Genomic DNA, 26387 nt, shown 5'->3' on the forward strand with positions numbered 1-26387 from the left:
GAAGGTATTAATTTGTTATATTATAAAGCGTCATAAGGAACTGTTCTTATGTAATAGAAAATTGTGTATACACAAAATTTTGGGAGGATAAGTCTCATGGCTAACAAGCAGGACTTGATCAACAAGGTCGCTGAAGCAGGCTTCAGCAAGAAGGATGCAACTACTGCAGTTGACGCTACTTTTACAGCAATTTCAGATTTGTTGGCAAAGGGTGAAAAGGTTCAATTGATCGGTTTCGGTACTTTTGAAGTGCGCACACGTGCAGCACGTACTGGACGTAACCCACAAACTGGTGAAGAGATTAAGATTGCTGCATCACAAATCCCTGCTTTTAAGCCTGGTAAGGGATTGAAGGACGCTGTCAAGTAAGACTTTGTGCCTCCAAAAATAACAGAAATGTTAGTAAAAAGCACTTCCATATTAAGGAAGTGCCTTTTTATTTATTAACCAACAAATGAGCACGACCTGCTTATTTACCCCAAAATCTGATATGATTATAGTAATATGAACTGAAAAATGGGGATTCTTGATATGACAGAAAAAAAGTCGCTTTTGCAACGGCTCACCAGTAAATTTAGTGGTGTGAAGAAACGGTTTCGACGAGCTTATGTCCCGACCAACACACCTGAAGAAGTGACCCGTGCAAATGAATTGAACACGACTGTCCCAAGTGAGTATGCACATTATATTTTTGTGGCAGGCAAGTATGACCGTACCGACAATGTTGGGGTAGGTAGTTTCTTGATTCTGTCACATGAGACGGTTGCCGAACAAGGGGCACATCTATACCCAAGCTATAGTTCAGAGTATGAGGTGATCCTAGCAACCATCATCGAAGCACTTGCAGCAGTTAGCTTAGAGGATCGACAAACCGAAAATTTCGCAGTCGTCACCACTGATCTTAATATCATCAAGGCCTTTAATGATTTTACAATGTTAGCGCAATTTGGAACTTTACCAGAAAATCCGACATCAACTGACCAACTGCAACACGAACTCATCAAGCTTTCAATGACCTTCCGTTCACTACGTATGTCATATACGATGAATCACGAAAAACGGTTTCTTGATTTTTTGAATGAGAAAACGGAGCGAATTCTACACGTTTATATGGAGCAATAATATGAAATTGGTTTTATTGGGTTTGCTGGTTGGCGTCATTGTGATTTTGATAGTCCGGCGGCTGGTGCGACAAAATGGCAAAAAGGAAACCGAAAAGCTCATTGTCGCTTCCCAACACCTGGTTAACACGGCGATGCAAGAAGTGTTACCTAAATTTTATGCAAGGCTTGGTGTCTCAAATGCAGATGAACGCTTGACGTCGACCTTGGTTGCTAATATTTGGGGCCACAATGTGATGGCATTTGAGTTTCAGATCCCAGTGACGACTAAAGTTGAGCCGACGCAGTTAAAAATCGAACTTGATCGTGCTTTAGATCACTATGTGGCTGACCACCACTTGGTTTCAGCCTCGACAGATACAGCGATTCATTCGACAGATGTTTGGTTTGATCAAGTCAAACCGATTTTACATATTGATGTTGCACACGTTGTCAATGAGCAAACAGCCGCCTATATTCGTGATTTGCGGCGTTTGAATCAGACTTTGCAGCAGTGAAAATAGATTGAAGAAACCCTAAAAAACAGGCATAATAATTTAAGAAACTTTTGAAGGAGTACCCCAAGATGTATTTAATGAAAGACATCGTACGAGACGGTGACCCCGTTTTGCGTACATATGCAGCCAAAGTTGAATTTCCTTTGACTGAAGAAGATCAACAGGCGATGAAGAGTATGATGGAATATCTGGTTGTCAGCCAAGATGAAGATGAGAACGAAAAGTACGGTTTGCGTCCAGGGGTCGGTTTGGCCGCACCACAGGTTGGGATTGCTAAGATGTACTCAGCGATCTTGATTCCAAATGAAGACTTGGAAGAGCTCGAAAACCGGGACGATTTGCCAGAAGATGAACTTTACGCCTTTAAAGGTGTCATCATCAACCCAGTGATTACCCGACAATCAGTCAAGCATGCCGCCCTGACGATGGGTGAGGGGTGCTTGTCAGTTGATGAAGATTTACCTGGTTATGTGCCACGAGCAAATCGAATCACGGTTAAGTACCAAGATGAAACTGGTGCGACCCAGGAAATTAAGTTAGAGGGTTACCCAGCAATCGTTTTCCAACACGAAATCGACCACTTACATGGCACGTTGTACTATGATCACATTAATAAACAAGATCCATGGGACACCATCGACAACACGAAATACATTGGGTAAGCGCATGGCTGGTGATAAAAATTTTAAATACCCGATGTTAGATGGCTGGTCAACGCAAGACATTATCACCGTGAGTAACTTATACACGGCAGTTGCCAACGCGTACGAGGGCGGTGTGAACCGTGACGAACTATTACTGGCCTATGATCAGTTCAAGCAAGTCGTTCCTAGTAAAGCAGAAGAAAAGCAATTAGATCGCGCGTTTTGTAGCGAATCAAGCTATAGTATCTATCGCACAATCACTACGGCGCGCAATGCGCAAACGAAGCGCGTAATCATGGAGGGTTAGCCATGAACACAGTGCAGTTAACAAAACTAGATAAGACGGTCAGTGGTTGGATGCATGACATGCAAACACATGTGATGAAGCGACTTACCCAAAAGATGACGATCGAAACAAAATCGAATCATCGTGATCTCGTGACCAATGTTGATCGGGAAACAGAACAATTCTATGTTGAAGCGATTCGCACCTTTGACCCGCAAGCCAAAATTCTTGGCGAAGAAGGGCTTGGCGATCGCGTGACTGATATGGATGGTCATGTTTGGTTTGTGGACCCAATCGATGGCACCATGAATTTTGTGAAGCAACATGCTGAATTCGCATCTATGCTGGCATACTATGAAGATGGCCAGCCAGTGATGGCCTGGATTATGGATGTCGCTAATAATCAAATTGTGCATGGTGGCCCGGAGTACGGTGTGTTTTTAGATGAACAACGCTTAGAAAAGCCTAATTTGGAAAGTCTGGCGGATGGATTGATTGTTTTATCAGGCGCACGTTTGTTGTATGAACAGTATGGTTTCCCAGAAATCGCCAAGGCCGCTTTGGGCTATCGTGTCTATGGATCAGCAGGGATTTCATACTTACGATTATTAACCGGTCGGGCGGTTGGATATATTAGTTACATGAAGCCGTGGGATTTCGCCGCGGGCGTTTTATTAAGTCAGGCACTTGGATTGACCAACGGAACGATTGACGGTAGTACGCTAAATGTGCTACAATCAGGGGTAGTTCTGACAGCAAATGAAAAAGCCTTTGATGATATCATTCAGATTCAACAGAAATGATAGGTCTGGCAATGACGGGTCGTGCATTCGGCTCGTTTTTCTAAGTTGTTATTAAACATTGTTAATTAGTGACGTATACGTCGAAGGAGAAAAGAATTTTGGCTACTCGCGAAAACATTCGTAACATCGCAATCATTGCCCACGTCGACCACGGTAAGACAACTTTGGTTAATGAGTTGTTGAAGCAATCAGATACGTTGGACTCTCGTACGGAGATTGATGACCGTGCCATGGACACCAACGATATTGAAAAGGAACGTGGTATCACGGTTCTTTCAAAGAACACAGCCGTTCGACTTGGCGACAAGCAAATCAACATCTTGGACACACCAGGTCACGCGGACTTCGGTGGAGAAGTTGAACGTATCATGGGTATGGTTGACGGTGTTTTGCTTGTTGTTGATGCCTTTGAAGGTACAATGCCACAAACACGTTTCGTTTTGAAGAAGGCTTTCGAACAAAACTTGACACCAATCGTTGTGGTTAACAAGATTGACCGTCCAGGTGCTCGTCCTGAAGAAGTTGTTGATGAAGTGATGAACTTGTTCATCGAATTGGGTTCAGACGACATTGACTTCCCAGTGGTCTTTGCTTCAGCTATGAACGGAACATCATCATTGGATCCAGCTCTTGAAACTCAAGAGCACACGATGGACCCAATCTTCAAGTTGGTCTTCGAGCACATCCCAGCGCCAGTTGATAACTCAGATGAACCACTACAATTCCAAGTGGCTATGTTGGACTATAACGACTTCGTTGGTCGTATTGGTATTGGCCGTGTGAAGCGTGGAAAGATCAAGGTTGGTGACAACGTTGAATTGATGAAGCTTGATGGATCAACTAAGACATTCCGTGTTACTAAGTTATTTGGTTTCATTGGGTTGGATCGTGTCGAAATTGAAGAAGCCTTGGCCGGTGACTTGATTGCTTTGGCCGGTATGGATGATATCAACGTTGGTGAAACTGTGGCTGACGCTTCTCACCCAGAAGCTTTGCCAATCTTGCACATCGACGAACCTACTTTGCAAATGACTTTCCGTCAAAATGACTCACCATTCGCTGGTCGTGAAGGTAAGTTTGTGACTGCTCGTCAAATTCAAGATCGTTTGGAACGTGCCTTGGAAACTGACGTGTCATTGCGTGTTGAAGACACTGGTATTGCCGGTGCTTGGTTAGTTTCAGGTCGTGGTGAATTGCACTTGTCAATCTTGATTGAAACAATGCGTCGTGAAGGCTTCGAATTGCAAGCTTCACGTCCAGAAGTTATCTATCGTGATATTGATGGGGTGACTTCAGAACCATTTGAATCAGTTCAAATTGACACACCAGACGAATGGGCTTCAGGGGTCATTGACGCCTTGAACCAACGTAAGGGTGAAATGCAAAACATGGAATCTGTTGGTAATGGTCAAACTCGTTTGACTTACATGGCACCTTCACGTGGTTTGATTGGGTTTGCTACTGAATTCATGACTTTGACTCGTGGATATGGTATCTACAACCACACGTATTCAGAGTACCGTCCAGTGATTAAGAACTGGCAACCAGGACGTCGTAATGGAGCTTTGGTTTCAATTACGCAAGGTTCAACGACTAACTACGCCATCATGGGTGTTGAAGATCGTGGTCAAATGTTCGTTGGTGCCGGTGTGGACGTCTACGAAGGTATGATCGTTGGTATGAACTCACGTGACAATGACATCTCAGTTAACGTTACTAAGCCAAAGCCACAATCAAACGTGCGTTCATCAAACAAGGACCAAACTGCAAGCATCAAGACACCACGTATCATGGATCTTGAAGCTTCAATGGAATTCTTGAATGAAGACGAATATGTTGAAGTTACACCTGAAAGCGTTCGTATTCGTAAGCAAATTTTGAATACATCAGAACGTGAGAAGGCTTCTAAGCGTAAGAAGATGGCTTCTCAAGGTTAATTTTCAAAGTGAATTAGTATTCTTATGAAAAATTTAAAGGTCAGCAGGCATTCGCGTGTTGGCTTTTTTATTATGCTAAAATTGGAGTAATTGTATTCAAAAATAAGACATAATGAGGGGGCTGATGATGCAAGTTCCAAATGAACAATCAAAGCCAAAAAAGCACCGTGGCCAACGGTTTTTTCGGGGATTGGATTTACCGTTAATTACTATGATCCTAGCGATGTATGGTATTGGTATGGTTGCAGTAGCCAACGCAACCCCAATTACTGACGATCCAACCGGAACGCTCTTTAAACAAATGGGGTTTGATATAGTGGCCCTTGCAATCTTAGTGGCGATCTATCGGCTACCTATCAATTTTCGATCACGCGGTGAGACCTTTGGTTGGGCAGGGATTGGCATTTCCTTGTTTTTATTCTTTATCGCGATGTTTCAACCAGCAATCAATGGGGCTAAAGGGTGGATCCGGTTAACTGGAGTAAGTATTCAGCCAGTAGAATTTTTTAAAGTGGCGCTAGTCTTGTTATTTTCGAGTTATTTCAGTAGTGAGCGTTCATTTTACAAGCAGCCACCTGTTTATTCAGCTGAGGTGCAGGGTATCGTGCCTAAGCTCCGACGATTTATCCACGATCCAAAGTTCATGTTACGAGATCTACTCCAGTTCGTCACGCATGTCAGAAAGGGGCCCCTTTTGGCCTTTTTCATAGGGGAAGGTTTCTTGTTTTTGTTTCCAGACATGGGTGGTATCTTAGTCACCACTGGTATTCTTGCGATTATTGCTTTAAGTTCAGGTATTTTTAGGAATCATTTGGTCAAGGTAGTTGCTATCATTGCGTTAATTGCAACTGGCTATTATTGGATATTGCCAAATTTCACCCATCTGGTCACCTCTTGGATGCAGCCGTACCAAGCTAATCGTTTGACCGCGTTTCTAGACCCCTGGGCTTCTGCTGATTCGAGCGGGACACAAATCATTAATTCATACTATGCGATGAGTAATGGTGGTTGGTTTGGCCGTGGGTTGGGTGACAGTTTACAAAAAAATGGTTCCTTGCCGGAAGCTAACACGGACTTTATCATGGCCATTGTCGGTGAAGAAGTCGGTGTCATCGGCGTATTTGTGATATTAGCCATCTTATTGTATATTGTTTTCCGGATTATCTACTGGTCTTTCCAGACCAAAAATATGAATTTCCGACTCCTCCTAATTGGCGTTGCCGCATATCTTATGTTGCAAATCATCATCAATTTAGGTGGTGTGACGGGCACTTTGCCGATTACAGGAATTACATTTCCTTTTATATCAGCTGGTGGCTCATCAGCGGTATCGTTAGGCATGGCGATGGGTGTCGTGCTGAGTGTTATCCGCCGTATTAAGGAAGACAACCAAGAAAAAAATGAAGGTAAAGAGTGATGAGTTTTGAAATAACACCACGGCGGGCGTTAATTGTGCATTTGCATAACACGCGTCAAGCACGCCAATTACGACGTTTTGGGATTGTAAAATACATTTCGGACGCTGCAAAATACGCCATCATTTATATGAATGATGATGAAATTGAACAAAAAGCAAAGTTGATTGATCGGCTGGGCTTTGTCGCATCGGTAGAAATTTCTAATTGGCCAGAAGTTGATACAACGGTTGGTAGTGATAATGAAAATATCGAATTTGCGATTGATGATGAAGATTTAGCAGACGAAAATCCAATTACGGATGAAGAATTATAGAGGTATAACATGCGCATTGTAAGTGGAGAATTTGGTGGGCGGCCATTAAAAGCAGTGCCAGGCGACGCTACCCGACCAACAACCGATAAGGTCAAGGAAGCTATTTTTAGCATGATTGGTCCTTATTTTGAAGGGGGGACCTCACTGGATTTATATGCAGGATCAGGTGGCCTGAGTATCGAAGGGGTGTCACGTGGCATTTCGGAAGCGGTTTTAGTGGATCGACAGTTTGCGGCCATTAAAACGATTAATGAAAATATTACCATCACCAAAGCCCCTGAACGCTTTAAAGTCATCAAGTCCACTGCGGACGCAGCCATCCAACGCTTAATTGGTCATGCACCATTTGATATTTTATACTTTGATCCACCATATGCTAAACAAACGATCTTGGCAGACTTGGAAACTTTGTTGCAGCATCATCTGATTGCACCGGCGGCCTTAATTGTGGCTGAAACAGATCAAGCAGCTAATTTACCAGATGAACTGACCGGCTTTTCCTTGTTAAAGCGTAAGGACTACGGTATAACAGTTGTAACCATTTATCAGTATGAGGGGGAAGCGTAATGCGGCGAGTTTTGTTTCCAGGAAGTTTTGATCCATTTACAAATGGCCATTTGGACGTCGTCAAACGTGCAGCAGACATGTTTGATGAAGTCGTTGTGGCTGTTGGTACCAATATGTCAAAAAAGTACCTGTTCAATGGTGCCGAGAAGATTGCACTGATTGAAGCGTCTGTCGCTGAAGCGGCGTTGAGCAATGTGAAAGTCATGACCCTGGATGGGCTCACGATTAACTTCGCGCAAAAGATTGGGGCCGTCGCGATGGTGCGCGGCCTCCGTAATGAGGCGGATTATCTTTATGAACGAGATATTGCCGAAATGAATGAACGGCTTGGTGGGGTGGAAACTGTCTTCTTGATGGCTAAACCTGAGAATCAAAATATTTCTAGTTCGATTCTGAAAGAAGTGGCCTATTTTGGCGCTGATGTTTCTGCATTGGTCCCAGGACCGGTATATACCGCCCTGAAAGAAAAATTCGAAAAGAAGTAATGCTATATGAAAAAAATAAAAATAGCGAAAGCAAAGCGCGTCAAAATTTACAAATGGTCCGCGATTGTCTTAGGAATTGCGGCAGTCTTAGCACTGATTTTGCCGCTACCACTGTATGCTGAATCACCAGGTGAGGCATTGGGGTTGCAAAACTTTATTAAAGTAGAGAAGAAAAAGCCCAAAATTGATGGTGAATTCATGATTACAGCCGTCTATCTGCAACAAGTTAACGGTATTGGGGCAATTATTGGTTGGTTGGATCCAAAAGTTGATATCGAAACATCCTATCAAGTCAACGGTGATGGTACATCAGAGGATAATTACAAGATTAATCAAGTCTACATGGCAACGGCCCTAAATGAGGCTAAGGCGGTGGCTTACAAGGCTGCTGGGATTACCTTTGTCCGCAAATTTAATGGCATCTATGTCATGGCCATCCAACAGGACTCAAACTTTAAGAAGTATTTGCATGTAGGTGACACGATCACTAAAATCGATGGCAAATCTTTGGAGAGCACGGTGGCTATCCAGAAATATATTCGTTCACGTAAAATTGGGCACGCATTGAGTGTGACATACAAACATAATGGTAAGACCAAGACCGTGACCGCAAAAACGGTAAAAATTCAGGGCACTAAGAAGACGCCGGGGATTGGTATTGCGTTAACCGATAATGTGACGATGAAATCTGATACCAAGGTTTCCGCAAATATGGGTGATATCGGCGGTCCATCTGGTGGCTTAATGTTTTCTTTGGAGATTTATGATGCCTTGTCACCAGTCAATTTGGCGAATGGGCGTAAGATTGCAGGAACTGGTACGATTGATAAAGATGGGAATGTTGGTGAAATTGGTGGCATCGATAAAAAGGTCATTGTGGCCGGTCAAGAGGGTGCGAAAATTTTCTTCGCGCCTTATGTCAAGCCAACAAAAGCGATCTTGAAATATGAAGATAATCATATGACGAACTATCAATCAGCTAAGCAGGCTGCAAAAAAATATGCACCAAACATGAAAATTGTACCGGTCAAAAATTTCAAAGAAGCGGTTAAGTATCTAGAAACGCATCAATAAACGGATAAAGTAACTTGGTCCAAGTTACTTTATTTTTTTATTTCCAACTAAAATTATGTTTGTAAAAACTTTTCAGATATTTTTTTATTTTAAAATGATTTTGATAAAGTGGTATAGCTGTGTTATAGTGATATACAATTCATCTAGGAAAACGTTTTCATAAATATGAATCACAGGTTGTCCCGTTTTTATGCGATTTGTATAATCATTAAGGGACAGAAATATTGTGAAAATGTGGTTTGATGAATAGTATAATGAAATTGGTATAGGTAGTACAAATGCATAAACCAAAACTATTTCTCGATATGGATAACACATTGGTTGATACCTTGACAGTGTTAAATGCTAACGTGGCACATGTTGATGAATTCGGGGTTGCCAAGCCAGATCAAATCCCACACATCTTCCGAAATTTGCCACCCTACCCAGGTGCTATCGCTGGTATTCAGGCGTTAGCGCAGGATTGGGAACTGTATATTTTATCAACTGCACCATGGCACAATGAAAGTTCATGGTCGGATAAAATTGCCTGGCTAAATCACTATTTCGGTAATGATGTCGATTCACCATTTTATAAGCGGGTGATCATGACTCATGAAAAAGGGTTTGCCCGGGTGAATGGCGGGATCTTGTTGGACGATCGACCATACCATGGCGCTGCCGAATGGGATGATGAGGCGCATGGGTCAATCTGGATGCAATATGGGCATGACGAGCGGTTAACATGGGACAAAGAGTTGGTTCCTTTTTTGCATGCAGTGGCTCGGACCTTTGCGAACGATGGTGGCACCGAACGCGAGGCGCTCCTGAAGGCTAATGGCACGTTTAACTACGATTTATATGGTGCTCAAGATAGTTTTAAACAGGAAAATTGGGAGAAGTAGGATGACAATTGTTTCTGGTGCAAAAATGATTCAAACTGCACGTGAACACGGCTATGCGATTGGCGCTTTCAATACGAACAATTTAGAATGGACGCAAGCCATTCTACGTGCTGCCCAGGCACAACAAGCACCGGTCTTGGTAGCGGTATCAATGGGTGCAATTAAATATATGGGTGGTGCCAAAGTGGTGGCTGACCTGGTGCGAAACCTGGACTACGGCCTGAATATCACCGTGCCGGTAGCCATTCATCTGGATCACGGTAGTTTTGAAATGGCCAAAGAGGCAATGGCGGCGGGTTTTACATCAATCATGTTTGACGGCTCTGATCTACCAATTGCAGAAAATATCCTGAAGACTAAGGAATTAGTTAGCTGGGCGCACGGCCGGGGGATTGCGATTGAGGCCGAAGTTGGTTCGATCGGTGGCGAAGAAGACGGTATCGTCGGTGCCGGTGAAATTGCTTCCATCGATGAGGCAAAAGCGATGACGGCTGTTGGTGTGGATTACCTGGCGGCTGGTATCGGTAATATCCATGGACAATATCCTGCAAACTGGACTGGTTTGAAATTGGCGCATTTGCAGGCATTGGGCGCAGCTATCGATGAGGTCCGTGGTCGACCGATGCCAATTGTCTTGCACGGAGGTTCGGGAGTGCCAGACGAGCAGATTCAAGAGGCCATTACCTATGGCGTGGCCAAAGTAAACGTCAATACGGAAGCACAGTTAGCCTTTCATCAAGCTGTGCGTGATTTTGTGCTCTCTGATGAAGACCTAGTTGGTAAGAACTATGACCCACGTAAGTTTTTGAAGCCGGGGGTTGATGCGATTCAAGCTGCGGTTGAAGAACGCATTGCTGTGTTTGGTTCTGCTGGCAAGGTGAACTAAAATTAATTGAATGTATCATGCTAAATAGCATCGAGTTTTACACTCGATGCTATTTTTAAGTGAGCTTGCGCAGACTAATCAATCTGCAAAGTTATGCGGTAAATGTTAAAATATGACAAGTAACGTTTTTATAGAAATGAGAAATGACATGGCACAAAAAAATCGGGTGCGCGGGCAAATCTTAGATAAAGAATATACGATTTCAGCTGAGGAGACCCAAGCACATCTAAAAGCGACTTTTGAATTAGCAAATCAGCAATTAACGCAATTGAAAACTTTGCGGCCGCAAGCCAGCACGGAAGAGTTAGCGATCCTATTGGCGTTAAACGCCCTATCAGATCAACTTAAAATGCAAGCAAAGGTAGATCGAACATGATTTTATCAGCAATCATGATCATCTGGATGATCGGGGCCGCACTCTATGGTCGCCATCTTGGCTTGATGCGGACCATCACCGTTTGGGGCGGCCGGGTCTTGATTTGGGTCATTGCAGCCTTATTGTCCCATCGATTTGGGACCTTTTTAAGTGACACCTTTTTAAGTGGCATTCAGATAAAAGGGACCACAGCCTTACCAAGTACGCTGACTGATAAAGCGCTCGAATTCTTTAGTTCTGGGGTGGCTTTTGCACTGATCATGTTCGTCGGTTCATTAACCATTCGCGCAATCAATCGTAGTTTAACTTTTATTAACAAGGTGCCATTGATTGGTGGGTTAAATCGTTTATTAGGGATGCTGGTAGCACTTGTGATGGTTTATGTTGAAATCTTTTTGATTTTGAATATCGTCAGGATCTGGCCCAACACCTGGTTACAGACGCAACTGACTTCTTCACCAATGGCACAATATATTTTGAATCAAACACCGGTGCTTTCTGAGAGCATCTACACATGGTTTATTTCACAATAATTAAATGAGGCAAACAAAATGAATAACAAAGTATTAGCAACGCTAGAATATGATGCTGTCAAACAGCAGATTCGACCATATCTAGCGACAATTGCTGGTGAAATTGAATTAAATAAACTGCAACCAACGTCTGATGCAACCGACATGCAAAGTTGGTTGCAAGAGACCGCTGATGCTGCCAAGGTGCTCCGGCTAGCCGCTGGGATTACAATTCCACGTTTAGCAGATGTGAAGCCCTACATGCAACGGTTAAAAATCGCGGCTAGTTTAAGTGGGACAGAATTGTCACAAGTGGGTCGTGTCTTGTTTGCAGCAGGTCAAGTCCGCGCCTTCTTCGAAAATCTTGAAGCGGACAAGGATGAACATTTTGACGCGCTGGCACCGTACTATACGCGTTTGATGGCCCTCCCTGAATTGACGCGGCGGGTGAATACAGCAATTGATGGGGATGGACGGATCACTGATGAGGCTTCCCCTGAATTACACCGAATTCGTCAGGCAATTACTGGTACAGAAAATGGGATTCGCCAAAAGATGCAGGAATACACACGTGGTAAGTCGGCGCAATATCTATCTGATCCGATTGTGACGATTCGCAATGATCGGTACGTGATTCCGGTCAAAATTGAATACCGGAGCAAGTTTGGTGGGGTGGTCCATGATCAGAGCCAAACAGGTCAAACACTGTATATCGAACCAGCAGATGTCGTGAATATGAACAACCGCTTACGTGAGAATCAGTTAAAAGAACGGCATGAAGAGGAACGTGTTTTGGCCGAATTATCGGAGATACTCCGGCCGGAAGCGGATGCCATTTTACAAAACGCTGAAATCTTGGGCCACTTGGATTTTGTCAATGCAAAAGCGCGGTATGCCGTGAAAATTAAGGCCGTCGAGCCCGAATATTCACCAGACAATCATATTCGCCTAATGCAAGCACGACACCCACTGTTAGATCAGCAAAAGGCCGTCGCTAATGATATTATCATTGGCGAAGACTATACTGCTATTATCGTTACCGGTCCCAATACTGGTGGTAAGACAATCACCTTGAAGACTTTAGGCTTGTTGCAAATTATGGCACAATCGGGCTTATTTATTCCAGTTGGTGAATACTCAACGGTGGGGTTGTTCGATGATATTTTTGCCGATATTGGGGATGAGCAGTCAATTGAGCAATCTTTGTCAACGTTTAGCTCACACATGGTTAACATCGTGGATATTCTGGCCAAAATCACGCCAAAATCACTAGTCTTATTTGATGAGTTGGGCGCCGGAACCGATCCGCAAGAAGGTGCCGCCCTGGCGATGGCCATTCTGGATGCAGTTGGTGCCCAGGGAACATACACGGTGGCGACGACGCACTATCCTGAATTAAAAGTTTACGGTTACAATCGTGTTGATACGATTAATGCATCGATGGAATTTGATGTCGAGACTTTAAAACCAACGTATAAGTTTATGTTAGGCATTCCCGGGCGCTCGAACGCCTTAGAGATTTCAAAACGACTGGGATTGCCTGCCAATATCATCGAACAAGCGGCGTCCTTAACGAGTGATGATTCGCAAGAATTGAATGATATGATTCAGGATTTGGTTGAGCGACGCAATGAAGTCTTAAGTCAGCAAGTTGAATTGGCAAAACAAGTCGTTGAAAATCGCAAGTTAAAAAACGACTACGAGCAGAAGTTGGACAAGATGGAGATGCAACGCGCCCGTACGCTTGAGGAAGCTAAGAAAGAAGCCAACCATCTCGTGGCAGAATCGCGGCAAAAGGCCGACCGCATCATTGCAGACTTACAAAAGATGCAACGTGATGGTGCTAGCATTAAGACGAACAAATTGATTGATGCGAAGGGTGCCTTGAATGCCTTGCACCAAGAACCATCATTGGAGAATAATCGAATTCTGCGTAAGGCGAAAGCGGTAAAGGATCAAGCAATCAAAGTTGGTGACACTATTTTGGTGCGTGAGTATGGTCAACAAGGTGTCGTTAAACGCATTCTTAAAGATGGTAAGTACGAGGTCCAAATGGGCATTTTGAAGATGGTTTTGGCCAACGACGAGGTCGAGAAGCAAGAAGCAACGGCCGCGGTTAGCGCTGTCAAAAAGCCCAAATCCCAAAGCCATGGGGTCAACACTGCCAAGGCAATTAATCGGGCCAATGCGTCTGCAACACTTGATTTACGGGGGGAGCGCTATGACGCAGCTATGGCCAAACTAGATCGGTTTGTCGATTCTGCGCTGCTAAATAACTTATCATCAATTGAAATTATTCATGGTAAAGGGACGGGTGCCATTCGTAAAGGCGTTACCGAATATCTACGCTCACACCGAGCAGTGAAAAATTACAACTTCACGGGACCCGATCAAGGTGCAACTTACGCTGAACTTGGCTAGAATTAGTGACGGATTGTAAGTTCACAGAAAAAACATATCTTAACAACATTTCTTTGTCATATCTTTGGTAATCTGAAAATGTATGGGTACAAAAAATCAGTAGATGAGTAAGACAAGAAATGTTATTTAGTTAGGGGTATGGCATGCTTGAAAATACAGAAGAACGACAATTGATGGAGCGCTATCTGCGTAATTCGCACGTGTTCAATCTAGCCACAGCAGTGGACAATCAACCCAGTAATCGCTTCATGTTTTATTTTACGCCCGTTGAATTTAACGACACCATTTATGCGGTGAGCCCCTTTGATTCGCGTAAATTATTCGAAATTGAACAAAATGCGCAGGTATCATTTGCAACGATGCCAACCCGTGTCGACCAGGGGGTGGTGACATCTAATACAGCCACTGCGACCGTTTCAGATCGATCAATTCGCGATATTTTACCCTTGATTCAGGCACAAATTCCGAATTGGGAAGCCATTGCTGGTGATGTCAAAGACAACTTTGTCGTCATTGAAATTAAATTTCAGTCAGCCAAAATTTTTGGCCACCAAGGAATTACGTCACTATAGTTGCTGCACAACTTATTTTGATAGCATCAAGAAGTGAGAGTCTCTATGAGAGTCTCGCTTTTTTGCGTTTTATGTTAATATTAGTAATGATTTAGAAATATAAACGTTTTATTCCATTATAAAAAGAGAAGTGAGAGACCATGGAAACCATTATTTTCGATGTTGATGGCACATTAATTTCTACTGAAACAATGTACATGAAGTCATTAGATTTCACCTTACGTGCGCATGGGATTGAAAAAAGTTATGACGAATTATACAGTGTATTCGGACTACCCTCACTGGATTCGTTGATTAAACTCGGTATTGAGAATCCAACCGTCATCCAACAAGAGTGGCAGCACCACTACCACGATTTTTGGCAGGAAGTTCATTTATTCGATGACATCCAATTATTATTGTCATCACTGGATGCTGCCGGCAAACAGTTAGGCATCGTGACCTCCAATACACCAACAGAATATGCCGACCATGCGGATGCCTTTGATATCAACCAATATTTTACTGATTTTGTATTTGCTGGCCAAACCCCAAAGATGAAGCCAGCCGCTGATCCAATTCTCAAGGCCCTTGCCGATTTGCAAGCGGACCCCGCCACAGCGATTTATATCGGCGATTCAGTACACGATATGGCGGCAGCTCATCATGCTGGTATCGCATTTGGCATGGCTGCTTGGGGTGTTCGTGATCAGTCTGTTTTTAATGATGAAGCAGATTATATTTTCGCTAAACCAGCCGATTTGTTGACGTTTGCATTAAAAAATAGTTAACCTAGTTTACAGCTGGTCTATAATGACAGTAAGACATTAGTTGAAAGGAAGTATGTTCATGGATAATCGTGCGATTGGGTACATTGACTCCGGTGTGGGTGGCTTAACAGTCGTCAAACAAGCCTTGACTCAGATTCCAAATGAGCAAGTTTATTATATTGGCGATACATTACGCATGCCATATGGACCCCGGCCCCAGGAAGAGGTTCTTGATTTCACTTGGCAAATGGTCAATTACTTGCTAAAAAAAGACATAAAAATGCTCGTCGTTGCGTGTAACACAGCTACGGCAGCAGCGTTACCTGATTTGCAAGCCAAGCTGGCAATTCCAGTGGTTGGTGTGATTCAACCAGGGGTCGATGCCGCATTGGCCACAACGACAGCAGCTGACATTGGGGTCATTGCGACGGCCGGGACGGTGTCATCATTGGCCTATTATAATGCGCTCTTGCAGGGTAACAACACAGCCAAGGTCACGCAGTTGGCAGTCCCTGAATTTGTGGATGTGGTTGAAAACCATGACTACACGTCAGCTGCAGCCCAACAACTGGTTTTTGATAAACTTGGTTATTTTAAAGAGTATCAGGTGGATACGTTGATTTTAGGATGTACCCACTTTCCTTTATTAGAGCCATTTATTCAAGCAGCGATGGGACCAGGCGTGAAATTGGTCAATTCCGGGGCTGAAACGATTAATTTAGTGGAACAAACACTTGAACAATATGATTTGCGTCACGATGCAGGGGTGCCAGTCGACCACCACGATGATGAATACTTCACGACGGGGCATGTGGCTCGTTTTGCTGAATTAGGTGAAAAGTGGTTAGCACTTGAGCAGATGTCAGTTAAGCATCTGGAGCTCGTTGCCGACACCCTAATCATTAACAAAAATACGGAGTTAGATTAACATGACAAAACGATTGATTTTTGCGACTGGCAATGCAGGTAAAGTGCGTGAATTTGAGAGTATGCTGGCGCCAAAGGGCATCGAAGTAGTTTCGCTCAAAGATTTGGAAAATGTACCGACAATCATTGAAGACGGGGCGACTTTTTTAGAGAATGCCACGATTAAGGCTGAGACGATTGCACGTTTTTATAACGAGCCAGTGGTGGCTGAAGATTCTGGCTTGACAATTGATTTTTTGCATGGTGAACCGGGAGTTCATTCGGCGCGTTATGCTGGCGACCATGATGATGATGCCAACAACCAAAAAGTATTGGCTAAGATGGCAGATGTGCCAGATGATCAACGGCAGGCATCATTTCATACGGTGATCGTTGCAATCAAGCCAAATGGTGAACGGTTAGTTACTACTGGCCGGGTTGATGGCAAAATCATGCATGATTTAAAAGGGAATAACGGTTTTGGTTATGATCCACTCTTTTATTATGAGCCATTTGACAAACGGACAGCTGAAATGACGGTTGACGAAAAAAATGCCATTTCTCATCGAGGCAAAGCACTCCGTAAATTCATTGAACAATTTGATGCTTGGTGGGAGGATTAGTGATGGATTATCTTATTATTTCAGATGCACATGGTGACCGGTCTATCCTTGAGAAAATCGTCAATGCTTATCGTGGCAAAGTCCGGGCAATGTTTTATAATGGTGACTCAGAGCTTGATGCTAGTGACGAATTATTTAATGACTTGCTGCCGGTTATCGGCAATATGGATTACGACGAGATGTTTCCAGCTGATCGCGATTTCCAAGATAGTGAGTTGTCGTTGTATCAAACCCATGGTCATTTTTATCATACCGAAATGGATCTGAATCGATTGCGTGAGGCTGTGGCTAGTAAGCCTGCTACGGTGGTGACTTCCGGTCATACGCATGTGATTGGTGCAGAAATGATTGATGGTCGTTTATTCATCAATCCAGGGTCAATTGCATTACCCAAGGGTCCATACGCCTATCTTGGGGGCACATATGCGATTTTGACGGTGACACCAGCTATGTATCAGGTGACCTACTACCAACGTGATATGACGCCAGTGGCAGGTTTTAGCTTTACTTTTAAAAAATAAATGACACTCCAGATTTTTCTGGGGTTTTTTTCTGTCTAAGTCGGGTGTATTGTGTGATGGCACACAATCTAATTGTCAAGGGTTGCATAGTCGATGCTAGTTTATTGTGATAAAATAAAGGAATTCAAAACAGTTAGGTGACACAATCATCTATTCAGAAGGGCATGTTATGGCTACTAGTGAATCTTATAAATCAATCATCAAAAAGCTCGATCAATTACCTTTAATTAATCAACCGGCGGATCGTGTGGGGATGATGCAAGAAATTTTGCAATGGATGGGGCACCCTGAAGCTCGACTACGCATTATTCACATTGTTGGTACCAATGGTAAGGGTTCAACTGGTACGATGTTGGCCAACGTCTTGATTGAAAATGACTATAAAGTCGGTCATTTTTCAACACCGGCGGTCATTGATCAACGGGAAGTCATCACAATTAATAATCAAAATATTTCTGAAACTGAGTTTTTAGAAACCTTTCTGGAAATTTTGACTGAGGTTAAAAGACATGGGGGTGCCTTTGACACCTTGACGAAATTTGAGTGGCTAACGTTAATGGCACTGGTCTATTTTGACCAAAAAGATTTGGATTTTGTGATTTTAGAGGCCAATTTCGGTGGGGCCCAGGATGCGACTAATGCGATTACGAATCCATTCATGGTCATCTTTACTAAAATTTCAACCGATCATTTAGGCCGTCTGGGCAAGAATTTACATGAAATTGCGGAGATTAAAGCAGCCACCATTAAAAAAGATGCGTTGGTGATCTCCTATCCTGGCCAAGACCTTGAAGTTGAAAAGGTCTTACGTGAAAAAACCGTCGCCGTTGGGGCCATTTGGAATGACCAACCTAAACCACAGATTACGGTCTTGAACAGTTCACCAAAAGGTATTCATCTCAATGTTAATCAAATGCATGAATTGTACCTTTCATTAACTGGTAATTATCAAGCTAATAACTTGAGTACCGTGATTGCCGCGTTGAACATGTTGGAAACACACGGGTTTGCTATTGAAAAGGATAAGGCCGCCCAGGGCTTGGCCTACGTGAAGATCAAAGGACGTATGGAGTATGATGCTGATCGTAACATCTTGTTTGATGGCGCACATAATCCAGAAGGTATTCGTGGCTTGGTCGCCTCATTGCGGAGCTGGCATTTACCATTCAAACCAACGGTGATTCTTGGTTTGATGGATAACAACCACGTGCATGAAATTTTGGAAGAGTTGCTTCCACAAGTGGCGACATTAATTGCAGTCACGCCAGATAATGAGCGTGGCCTATCTGCCGATGCATTGGCAGCTCAGGCTGTGCTCATGAGTAACGTTGATGTTGAGATTGCAGATGATCCGTCAGCGGCTATTCAATTAGCCCGACGGATGCGTGAGTCATCACGATCTTTGATTGTGGTGACAGGGTCATTCTATACGTTACGTGCAATTTTAAGTGAGGATAATTTTTAATGTTACAGCGTCTAGTGATTGCCTCAAATAATACGGCAAAAAGCAAAGAAATTATCGATATTTTGACGGTGCTTGGCGTCGTCGCGGTCAATTATCGGGAATTGATTGCTCAGGTCAGCTTTCCAGCTGAGACTACGGACAATATGCGCGAAAATGCGCTGGTGAAAGCCACATTTTTGCACAAAAAATTACCAAACGAATATATCTTAGCAGATGATTCGGCGTTGTTTATTCCAGCCATTCCGGATCATTTTGGCGTGACCACAATGCGTGAATTTATCGCGCAAGGATTACACGAGGATGCTGAGATTAATGACTATGTCCTGGGATTAATACCAGCTGAGGCTGACCGGACGGCCTGGATTAGTTCGTATTTGGAATTGATTACGCCACAGGGCACACGATTCATGACTGAAGGGCGAACCGGAACCCGGGTGGCTAAAGCGCCACGGGGATCGGCCTTAGGATTAGACAACATTATGGAAACTGAAATTGGTCTGACAACGGCCGAAATTGCCATGCCAGCACGCATTAACTACTTGGCTCGTGGGCGCGCAATCATGAAAATGTTAGTCACTTTACGAACTGCCAACGAATGGCAAGGTCAGTTACCAATTGAAAAATAACCAGTATTGGTTACGCAACATGACATATCAAGGGAGGATGAAATGTTAACTGCAGAACAGATCACTAACATTTTGGAAAGTGAGTATTTGTTAGAAACAGCGCCTTCAATCGACGAAAAAACGGAATTTACACATATCTCGTATAACTCCAATGATGTTAGGGCAAATACATTGCTGTTTATCAAAGGCTATTTCAAGCCTGAATATCTTGATGAGGCGATTGCAAAAGGGGTGACTGCGATCGTCGCCTTGGATAGTTTTGTCCACGCAACGAGTCTTCCTACTTGGTCGGTGAACGATAATTTGGCAGCGATGAGTGTCTTAAGCATGGCATTTTACGATTATCCACAAAATAAGTTAGCCCTCATTGGGATTACAGGAACTAAGGGTAAGACATCCTCAGCATACATGGCCTATGAAATTTTGAAAGTTGCTACGGGTAATAAAGTCGCCCTATCTTCAACTTTAATGAGTATCACCGGGCCAAAACCAGAAAACCAACGGCGGGCACATTTAACGACACCGGAATCACTCGATTTATTTATGTGGATGCGCGAAGCCGTTGATAATGGCATGACACATATGGTGATGGAGGTTTCATCACAAGCTTTCAAGATGGAACGGGTCTATGGCTTGCGTTACAATGTGGGCATTTTTCTGAATATTTCACCTGATCATGTTGGTGAAAATGAACATCCTACATTTCAAGATTACATTGAACACAAGATGATGCTTTTTGATCATTCAGAACAGATTGTGTTGAATACTGATTCGCAACACTTTAGTGAATTAATTGAGCACGCAGCCGCGGCGGTACCGCGCGATGGGTTGTGGTTGTATGGTCAATATGACGAAGAAGATAATCGGGCCGATGTCAGCTTTGAAACTGTCGCTGCTAATTTGCAAGGGTCAAAGTTCATGGTCCGCGAAGAAAACCAACAGGCAGGTCGTTTGCGCATTGGTGGCCAATATGCCTTAGATATTCCAGGTGATTTTAATGAGAGTAACGCGACCGCAGTCGCGATTGCGACGCGGCTGGTCGGTGCAGATACGGAAGCCATCAAGGAAGGATTAGCAGTCGTCCAAATTCCCGGCCGGATGCAAATGATGACTTCAAAGATGCATGGCACGATTTACGTTGATTACGCGCATAACTATGCATCAATCTCAGCGTTATTACAGTTTGTCCGTAAAAATGAAACGGTTGATCAGCTCCGGATCGTCGTCGGCGCGCCTGGCAATAAGGGCGTTTCACGACGACCCGGCATTGGACAAGCGATTAATGAGGGGGCGGATGTCGCCTATCTAACTGCTGATGATCCTCAATATGAGGATCCAGCAGCGATTGCGGATGAAATTCAAGCGCAAATTACAGCTGACACGGTGGTGGTTAAGCGCGAAATGGATCGTACCAAAGCGATTGAGCAAGCAATCCGCGAGGCTGGTCCTAATGATGTGGTGGTATTGGCTGCTAAAGGTCTCGATGAGTATCAAAAAATCAAGGGGGTTGATACCCCATATGAAAATGATTGGGTCGTCGCACAGCGCGTGGTTGCCGAACTAGAAAATTAGTGATTTTTTTGGTATAATAGGAGAATTGACCTGTATTTTATAGGCATTGAATTCGGAAATACTGCAAATAAGGTAGATAAGAAAAGGGGTAGTATCGTGGCTAAGACGAACGAACCAGAAGTAAACAACTCAATCTTTGATTTGGGTGATTTTGTTGCCGGTAAGAAATTTGGTAATTTCGAACATGACTTTAAGGGCATTGTTGAAAAAATCTATGAACACTCGTTGTTAGTGTTAATTACTGAAAACGATCCTGAAGATAATGCGACGGTTAATGAATATAACCGTCGTGCCGTGGTGCGTATGTCAGAGACAAAAATTTTGATCAAGACTGAAAATCCAGCACCACGTGAAACACCAAAGGATGAAGAAGAAGAGGAAGATGCAATTCCAGAAGGCATCATTGATGAAGAAACTGACAAAGAAGAGGAGGAGGAATAACATGGACAACAAGGCTCTTGTGGCTCAAGCAATTGCTGTAGCAGTACCTGAATTGGATCTGGCAACCATTACTGCGAAGTTAGAGACACCAAAGTCAGCTGATCTTGGGGATGCAGCTTTTCCAACGTTTACGCTAGCTAAGGTTTTGCGTAAGGCACCACAACAAATCGCCACGGACATCTTAGCAAAGATTGATCAAAGTGCATTTGAAAAGGTTGTCGCGGTTGGTCCATACCTTAATTTCTTCTTTGATAAGAATGCTACGACCAATACCGTTTTGCGCGATGTTTTAGCGCAAGGCGCTGCTTACGGTCAAAATAATGATGGTGCCGGGGCAAATATTACGATCGATATGTCATCGCCAAATATTGCTAAGCCAATGAGTTTTGGGCATTTACGTTCAACGGTGATCGGGAATGCCTTCGCCAACTTGGTTAAGAAGAATGGTTACAACCCAATCAAAATCAATCACCTTGGTGACTGGGGTACCCAGTTTGGTTTGATGATTGCCGCCTATAAAAAATGGGGTAATAAGCCAATCGAGGAATATTCCGTCGATGAGTTGGTTAAGTTGTACGTTGAGATCAATAAGGCGGCCAAGACTGATGAAGCGGTCGCTGATGCCGGACGTAATTGGTTCAAAAAATTGGAAGATGGGGATGCTGAAGCCGTTAGCTTATGGCAAACTATCCGTGATGCTTCATTGAGTGAATTCCAAGAGGTTTATGAGCGTTTGCACATCACGTTTGATTCAATGAACGGTGAAGCCTTCTTTAATGACAAGATGATACCGGTCGTCGCAGAGATCAAGGATAAGAATCTGTTGACGGATTCACAGGGTGCTGAAATCGTTGATTTGCCAACCCTTTTGCCTGATGAGAATTTGCCAATTTCAATGATTTTAAAGTCAAATGGTTCTACTGCCTACATCACCCGTGATTTAGCAGCAGCTGAATTCCGTCAGCGTGAATACGATTTTGTGAAATCATTGTACGTTGTTGGTGCCGAGCAAACTGAGCACTTCCGTCAATTGAAGGCCATTTTGAAGTTGATGGGTCATGATTGGTCAGACGACATCGAACACATCAGCTATGGTTTGATCACCATTAATGGTGAAAAGATGTCAACGCGTAAGGGTAATGTAGTCACCCTTGTTGAGGTGCTAAACATGGCTCACGAAGCTGCCTTGAAGCAAATCTCAGAAAAGAATCCTGATTTGCCAAATAAGGACTTGGTTGCCGAACAAGTTGGGGCTGGCGCGGTTGTGTTTAACGATTTGATGAATGAACGTAAAAACTTCATTGATTTTACACCCGCGGATGCTGTCAAGTTTGAAGGGGATACCGGTCCATACGTGCAATATACGATTGCCCGTGCAAATTCAATTTTGCGTAAGGCTGGCGTAGAAGTGAATGTCAACGATTTGCAATTGGATGACGCTGCTACTTGGGATACCATTACCTTGTTGAAGAATTTCCCAACTGTTGTCCGTGATGCATGGTCAAAGCGAGACACTAGCATGACTGCTAAGTTCGCCCTGCGTTTAGCGCGGGCCTTTAATAAGTACTACGCTAATTCAAAGATTTTGGTAGACGATGAGCAACGCAATAGCCGTTTGGCCTTGGTTAGCGCGGTCATCATCGTGTTAACAGAAGCACTGAATATGCTTGGTGTCGAAGCACCAAGTGAGATGTAGGCTGTTTATCGAGTGACAGACCAATCGAACTAATTTAAATTACCTTAGCACTTGGAAAACTTTCCAAGTGCTTTTTTGTTGTGCGATCTTTCAAGGATTGCGCCGACATCAAAATTAATCATATAAAAAGTTGCCTAGTTGGCAAAATGGGTTAGGCCGGCTTTCATGGTTGACATGACTAGACATTTTAAGTAAAACTGTAAACAACAGTATTGTAAACGTTTTCATGAATGACTAAGATAAGGTTACAGGGGGCAACATGGAAAAATATCGACAAATTTATAATGACATTTTAGAACGGTTGCGCAATGGAGAATTTGATCATGATAATAAGTTGTTGCCGAGTGACCAACAGTTAGTCATGAAATACAAAACGTCGCGTGAAACGGTGCGTAAGGCGATGAAACTTTTAGCCGATGAAGGATATGTGCAACGGCTACGAGGAAAAGGGACGATAGCCATCGAACGTAGACAGTTCTTATTTCCGGTAGCTGAAATTAAAAGTTATCAGGAACTGGTCGATGAGGCGCATCTAGAATCAAAAACGACGGTCCTTTCAATTTCGCAAAGTGCCGTACCAGAATGGCTAGGTCCAGTCAATGATACATTGACCTGGCGAGTGGTGCGGTTACGTGAAGTCGAAAATGAACCTGACGTCATCGATTACGACTATATTTTATGTGACGTGGTGGATGAGATTCCGATCCATGTTGCGCAAAATTCGTTATTTGCTTATTTCGAACAAGAATTAGGCTTGACGATTGATTACGCCATAAAAAAAGTTACAGTTGAGCAGGCGACAATCGATGATCAACGGCATTTAAAAATTTCTGCGCACACACCGATTGTGGTGGTACGTAGTCGGACGTATCTAGCCGATAGTCGCATTTTGTCATATACCGAATCGCGTCATCGTGCCGATCGATTTTCTAGTGTTGAGTTTGCCCGACGAGTACATTAATTTGGAGGATGGAAATGTTTGGATTAGGTAAGAAAAAACTAGTTGCAGATGAACAACTATATGCGCCAGTGACCGGTGACGTCATCGATTTAGGTCAGGTCAGTGATCCGGTATTTGCACAAAAAATGATGGGTGACGGGTTTGCAATCGTGCCAGAGAATGGTGAAGTGGTTGCCCCAGTAACTGGGAAAGTGACGATTGCATCTGGTCACGCTATTGGGTTGCAACGGGCGGACGGGTTGGAAATTTTACTGCATTTGGGTATCGACACGGTGCAACTGAATGGTGCTCCTTTTGATATACAAGTCAAAGTAGGTGATATTGTTGCTGGCGGTGATGCTTTAGTTAACGTGGATTGGCAACAAATTAAAGATGCAGATTTGGACACTACAACCATGATTATAATTACAAACACGGCGGAGAGCCTGGATCAATTAGTTGTGACAAATGATCATTATCAAGCGGGACAAGTTGTCGGTTCAGCAACGGCCAAATAAGGAGTTCAGAAAATGGCACAAAAAGATTATAGCAAATTAGCAGATGACATCATTGAAAACGTTGGTGGCAAAGAAAATGTGAATACGGTGATTCACTGTATCACTCGTTTACGGTTTTATTTAAATGATGAAAAGAAAGCCAATACAGAAAAGATTAGTTCATTGGATGGCGTCGCTGGGGCGGTTTACAATGAGGCGTTGGGTCAATATCAGGTGGTGATTGGTCCGGCAGTTACGGATGTGTACGATGAGGTGATTACTAAATTAGGAGACGAGGTTGTCGATGAAGAAGCGACTAACGCTGCTGTTGCAGCTACTGGTGGTGCTAGTCAACCTGAAAAGCCTAAGTCGGCTTGGGGATGGCTTTCTCGAGCGTTTCAATTATTAATTGGCACGATTACAGGATCAATGATTCCAGTCATTGGGCTATTAGCGGCATCTGGTATTTTGAAGGGTTTTTTGACCCTATTTACGTTCAATTTAGGATGGATAAGCACAGACTCAACTACTTACACAATTATTAATGCGATGGGTGATTCAGCCTTTTACTTCCTACCCATCTTAGTTGGATTTACTGCTGCACAACAACTCAAGTCAGATCCTATTACAGTCGCGGCTATTGGAGGCGTATTGGTCCACCCAACGATCGCAGCTCTATGGAGTGCCCCAACCAAAGGAATGGCAGCCTTATTTGGTATTCCGTTAAATGCTACCTTCTTTGGATTACCGATTCATTTGCCACAGTATACTTATTCAATTTTCCCTATTATTTTCGCAGCTTGGTTGGCACGTCCAGTTGGGAATTGGTTGAAGAAAGTATTGCCATTAAGTTTACGTTCAATTTTCCAACCTTTGTTTACAGTTTTCATCGTCTCCGCTGCAGTCATCGTAGTAATGGGACCGGTGATTTCATTGATTTCAGCAGGATTGGCTGCCGTAATTAACTATTTGGTAACATTTAACGAAGCATTTGCTGGTTTGATCATTGGTGGTTTCTATCAGTGCTTGGTCATCTTCGGCTTGCATTGGATGGTGATTCCAATTATTTCAAATGATATCGCTTCAACTGGCCATTCAGTATTAAATGGATTGATTAATTTCACCATGATTGCGCAAGGTGCCGGTGCGTTAGCGGTTTGGGCAAAGACGAAGCGTGCTGATATTAAGGGCTTGTCACTAGCAGGTGCATTATCAGGTTTCGCTGGTGTGACAGAACCAGCCATGTACGGCATTAACTTGAAGTACGGTCGCGTATTTTGGATGGCTAACATTGGTGGTGCCGTTGGCGGATTCATTGCTGGTCTAATGAAAATTGACATGTTTGGATTCACAGGATCTTGGATCGGTTTTCCCTCATTTTTCTCAAAAACAAATCCAAATAATATTTGGGCATTCTTGATCGCGAGTGTCGTTACGACTGCTGTCTCATTTGGGGCTGTGTATCTTTGGGGATTTAAAGACAGTGATGTTGATAAAGCTAAGAATGCACAAAAAAAGAACGTGTTCAAGCAATCTTAGAACCAGATAGGAGAGC

Annotated in this window: 30 protein-coding genes; all 30 read left to right on the forward strand. The window is 43.4% G+C overall.

What is annotated here, in order from left to right:
- The first annotated feature begins 96 nt into the window (after window positions 1–96).
- Window positions 97–369 (forward strand): HU family DNA-binding protein, encoded by a 273-nt coding sequence (locus tag WSWS_RS02575; protein WP_070229800.1) that lies wholly within the window; start codon window positions 97–99, stop codon window positions 367–369.
- A gap of 162 nt (window positions 370–531) precedes the next feature.
- Entirely contained in the window at window positions 532–1122 is a 591-nt protein-coding gene (locus tag WSWS_RS02580) for a hypothetical protein (RefSeq protein ID WP_070229801.1), read from the forward strand.
- A 1-nt stretch (window position 1123) separates the two neighbouring features.
- Window positions 1124–1618 carry a hypothetical protein gene (locus WSWS_RS02585; protein ID WP_070229802.1) on the forward strand — a complete coding sequence of 165 codons (495 nt, stop codon included), beginning with the start codon at window positions 1124–1126 and terminating at the stop codon, window positions 1616–1618.
- A gap of 68 nt (window positions 1619–1686) precedes the next feature.
- Window positions 1687–2280, forward strand: a complete 594-nt coding sequence (gene def, locus WSWS_RS02590; protein WP_070229803.1) for a peptide deformylase — start codon at window positions 1687–1689, stop codon at window positions 2278–2280.
- 4 nt (window positions 2281–2284) lie between these two features.
- On the forward strand, window positions 2285–2569 hold the full coding sequence (locus WSWS_RS02595; protein WP_070229804.1) for a UPF0223 family protein: 285 nt from the start codon (window positions 2285–2287) through the stop codon (window positions 2567–2569).
- Between the two features lie 2 nt (window positions 2570–2571).
- Complete coding sequence (locus tag WSWS_RS02600) at window positions 2572–3351, forward strand: inositol monophosphatase family protein (protein WP_070229805.1); 780 nt, start codon at window positions 2572–2574, stop codon at window positions 3349–3351.
- 98 nt (window positions 3352–3449) lie between these two features.
- Window positions 3450–5288, forward strand: a complete 1839-nt coding sequence (gene typA / locus WSWS_RS02605; protein ID WP_070229806.1) for a translational GTPase TypA — start codon at window positions 3450–3452, stop codon at window positions 5286–5288.
- A 127-nt stretch (window positions 5289–5415) separates the two neighbouring features.
- The gene (locus tag WSWS_RS02610) at window positions 5416–6705 is read left to right on the forward strand and encodes an FtsW/RodA/SpoVE family cell cycle protein (RefSeq protein WP_164699420.1); all 1290 of its coding nucleotides are present in this window, start codon (window positions 5416–5418) and stop codon (window positions 6703–6705) included.
- Entirely contained in the window at window positions 6705–7019 is a 315-nt protein-coding gene (locus tag WSWS_RS02615; protein WP_070229808.1) for a YlbG family protein, read from the forward strand. The genes WSWS_RS02610 and WSWS_RS02615 overlap by 1 nt, the downstream gene beginning before the upstream one ends.
- A gap of 9 nt (window positions 7020–7028) precedes the next feature.
- Window positions 7029–7586 carry a 16S rRNA (guanine(966)-N(2))-methyltransferase RsmD gene (rsmD, locus tag WSWS_RS02620; RefSeq protein WP_070229809.1) on the forward strand — a complete coding sequence of 186 codons (558 nt, stop codon included), beginning with the start codon at window positions 7029–7031 and terminating at the stop codon, window positions 7584–7586.
- On the forward strand, window positions 7586–8071 hold the full coding sequence (coaD, locus tag WSWS_RS02625; RefSeq protein ID WP_070229810.1) for a pantetheine-phosphate adenylyltransferase: 486 nt from the start codon (window positions 7586–7588) through the stop codon (window positions 8069–8071). The genes rsmD and coaD overlap by 1 nt, the downstream gene beginning before the upstream one ends.
- A gap of 6 nt (window positions 8072–8077) precedes the next feature.
- Window positions 8078–9145: a SepM family pheromone-processing serine protease gene (locus tag WSWS_RS02630; RefSeq protein ID WP_070229811.1), complete on the forward strand. Its 1068-nt coding sequence runs from the start codon at window positions 8078–8080 to the stop codon at window positions 9143–9145.
- Between the two features lie 278 nt (window positions 9146–9423).
- Complete coding sequence (locus WSWS_RS02635) at window positions 9424–10029, forward strand: 5' nucleotidase, NT5C type (RefSeq protein ID WP_070229812.1); 606 nt, start codon at window positions 9424–9426, stop codon at window positions 10027–10029.
- 1 nt (window position 10030) lies between these two features.
- Window positions 10031–10915, forward strand: coding sequence for a class II fructose-1,6-bisphosphate aldolase (gene fba / locus WSWS_RS02640; protein ID WP_070229813.1), 885 nt, complete (start codon window positions 10031–10033; stop codon window positions 10913–10915).
- Window positions 10916–11063: 148 nt separating this feature from the next.
- Window positions 11064–11291 carry a cell division protein ZapA gene (gene zapA / locus WSWS_RS02645; protein WP_070229814.1) on the forward strand — a complete coding sequence of 76 codons (228 nt, stop codon included), beginning with the start codon at window positions 11064–11066 and terminating at the stop codon, window positions 11289–11291.
- A complete protein-coding gene (locus WSWS_RS02650; protein WP_070229815.1) occupies window positions 11288–11824 on the forward strand; it encodes a CvpA family protein in 537 nt (178 codons plus the stop codon). Before zapA ends, WSWS_RS02650 begins: the two co-directional genes overlap by 4 nt.
- Before the next feature lie 18 nt (window positions 11825–11842).
- Complete coding sequence (locus tag WSWS_RS02655) at window positions 11843–14224, forward strand: endonuclease MutS2 (RefSeq protein WP_070229816.1); 2382 nt, start codon at window positions 11843–11845, stop codon at window positions 14222–14224.
- Window positions 14225–14367: 143 nt separating this feature from the next.
- Window positions 14368–14796 (forward strand): pyridoxamine 5'-phosphate oxidase family protein, encoded by a 429-nt coding sequence (locus WSWS_RS02660; protein ID WP_070229817.1) that lies wholly within the window; start codon window positions 14368–14370, stop codon window positions 14794–14796.
- A 140-nt stretch (window positions 14797–14936) separates the two neighbouring features.
- Window positions 14937–15566, forward strand: a complete 630-nt coding sequence (locus tag WSWS_RS02665) for an HAD family hydrolase (protein WP_070229818.1) — start codon at window positions 14937–14939, stop codon at window positions 15564–15566.
- Between the two features lie 58 nt (window positions 15567–15624).
- On the forward strand, window positions 15625–16473 hold the full coding sequence (gene racE / locus WSWS_RS02670) for a glutamate racemase (protein WP_070229819.1): 849 nt from the start codon (window positions 15625–15627) through the stop codon (window positions 16471–16473).
- Between the two features lies 1 nt (window position 16474).
- Entirely contained in the window at window positions 16475–17074 is a 600-nt protein-coding gene (locus WSWS_RS02675) for an XTP/dITP diphosphatase (protein WP_070229820.1), read from the forward strand.
- Between the two features lie 2 nt (window positions 17075–17076).
- On the forward strand, window positions 17077–17595 hold the full coding sequence (locus tag WSWS_RS02680) for a YfcE family phosphodiesterase (RefSeq protein WP_070229821.1): 519 nt from the start codon (window positions 17077–17079) through the stop codon (window positions 17593–17595).
- Between the two features lie 169 nt (window positions 17596–17764).
- Window positions 17765–19060, forward strand: a complete 1296-nt coding sequence (locus WSWS_RS02685; RefSeq protein WP_070229822.1) for a bifunctional folylpolyglutamate synthase/dihydrofolate synthase — start codon at window positions 17765–17767, stop codon at window positions 19058–19060.
- On the forward strand, window positions 19060–19686 hold the full coding sequence (locus WSWS_RS02690) for a non-canonical purine NTP pyrophosphatase (protein WP_070229823.1): 627 nt from the start codon (window positions 19060–19062) through the stop codon (window positions 19684–19686). Before WSWS_RS02685 ends, WSWS_RS02690 begins: the two co-directional genes overlap by 1 nt.
- A gap of 42 nt (window positions 19687–19728) precedes the next feature.
- On the forward strand, window positions 19729–21258 hold the full coding sequence (gene murE / locus WSWS_RS02695; RefSeq protein ID WP_070229824.1) for a UDP-N-acetylmuramyl-tripeptide synthetase: 1530 nt from the start codon (window positions 19729–19731) through the stop codon (window positions 21256–21258).
- Between the two features lie 96 nt (window positions 21259–21354).
- Window positions 21355–21699 (forward strand): hypothetical protein, encoded by a 345-nt coding sequence (locus WSWS_RS02700; RefSeq protein WP_070229825.1) that lies wholly within the window; start codon window positions 21355–21357, stop codon window positions 21697–21699.
- Between the two features lies 1 nt (window position 21700).
- On the forward strand, window positions 21701–23395 hold the full coding sequence (gene argS, locus WSWS_RS02705; RefSeq protein WP_070229826.1) for an arginine--tRNA ligase: 1695 nt from the start codon (window positions 21701–21703) through the stop codon (window positions 23393–23395).
- A gap of 259 nt (window positions 23396–23654) precedes the next feature.
- Window positions 23655–24356 (forward strand): trehalose operon repressor, encoded by a 702-nt coding sequence (gene treR / locus WSWS_RS02710; protein ID WP_070229827.1) that lies wholly within the window; start codon window positions 23655–23657, stop codon window positions 24354–24356.
- Window positions 24357–24370: 14 nt separating this feature from the next.
- Complete coding sequence (locus tag WSWS_RS02715; RefSeq protein WP_070229828.1) at window positions 24371–24853, forward strand: PTS sugar transporter subunit IIA; 483 nt, start codon at window positions 24371–24373, stop codon at window positions 24851–24853.
- 12 nt (window positions 24854–24865) lie between these two features.
- A complete protein-coding gene (locus tag WSWS_RS02720; RefSeq protein WP_070229829.1) occupies window positions 24866–26371 on the forward strand; it encodes a PTS transporter subunit EIIC in 1506 nt (501 codons plus the stop codon).
- The last annotated feature ends 16 nt before the right edge of the window (window positions 26372–26387 follow it).

Source organism: Weissella soli (assembly GCF_001761545.1).
Lineage (GTDB): Bacteria > Bacillota > Bacilli > Lactobacillales > Lactobacillaceae > Weissella > Weissella soli.